The organism is Haloarcula mannanilytica (assembly GCF_005406125.1).
Taxonomy (GTDB): domain Archaea; phylum Halobacteriota; class Halobacteria; order Halobacteriales; family Haloarculaceae; genus Haloarcula; species Haloarcula mannanilytica.
The window spans coordinates 1-996 of record NZ_BIXZ01000031.1 but is presented as its reverse complement, the minus strand read 5'-3'; the positions used below and the strand labels follow the sequence as shown (position 1 = coordinate 996).

General features: G+C 59.1%; 1 protein-coding gene. It reads right to left on the bottom strand.

The genetic code is table 11. The annotated features are described in order from the left end of the window. Positions 1-27 precede the first annotated feature (27 nt). Positions 28-912: an IS1595 family transposase gene (locus Harman_RS21185; RefSeq protein ID WP_137685642.1), complete on the bottom strand. Its 885-nt coding sequence runs from the start codon at positions 910-912 to the stop codon at positions 28-30. Positions 913-996: the final 84 nt, after the last annotated feature.

Here is a 996-nt window from a genome sequence, read left to right as displayed (position 1 = left end):
CGCTCTTGTGAAGCACGTTGTTGATTTTCAGAGGGCAGCGTCGAGAGCATGTTTGAGCGCTTCGTCACCTGGTTTTCTGTAGAGTTCGCAGCGGAGCTGAAAGGCTCTAAGATACGGCGTTAGCTTATCTTTTGACACTCCTCGGTGGGGCGAGAGCCACCGTCGCGTCAGCGACGCGTGGCTCTCACAGCTGTTGACGTGGATGTCGCCGTCAGCGTATTCTCCGTCACCGTGGACGACGTATTTGCGGGTGAATGCGTCGTCGTCTTCGAGCGGCTCGTAGGCCCGAAATCCGTCCGTATAGACGGTCAGCGACTCGTCGTCGTGGTCAGCAAGCAGGAGTCGAATGGTCGATTCGTCGGCGGATTTCGCTGGGACGACGTACCGATCGTCCGAGCCACGATCGACCAGCGTGAACACCGGCGGTTTGTCCCCGTCGTACGATCCTCGTCCACGCGTGGACAGGCCACGCGAGCGCGACTCCCGGTCGCGCTCGCGGCCTTTGAGGCCGGCAGAGACGTACACTTCGTCGATTTCGACTGGTCCAGACAGCGTGATCGAAGGCGCGTCGAGCGCTCTGGCGAAGCGCTCGACGCGCCGTCTCACCGTTCTGTACGAAAGATCGAGTTCCGCCTCGATCTGCCGAATACTCGTGTTAAACCGTAAGAACACGTAGATCGTGAAGAACCACTCTGTCAGCGAGAGCTTCGAGTGAGCGAAGATCGTGCCGGTCTTGTCGTTGAATGTCCGACCGCAATTCTTACACAAATACCGCTGATACACCCGATAGCTGCCGTTTCTGACCGTCAGGTCAGAACGGCAGCGAGGGCACTCAACGCCATCACGCCAGCGAACCTGTTCCAGCAGGTCCGCTGCAGCCGATTCCGACACGAACCGGCGTATTGGGAACATATCGGGCACCGCTGGCGCGGTGCCCTTGCCCTCTTCGACTTTCAGCCGCAGCTCTCGCTATCAACAATCTCCTTCGCAAGAGCG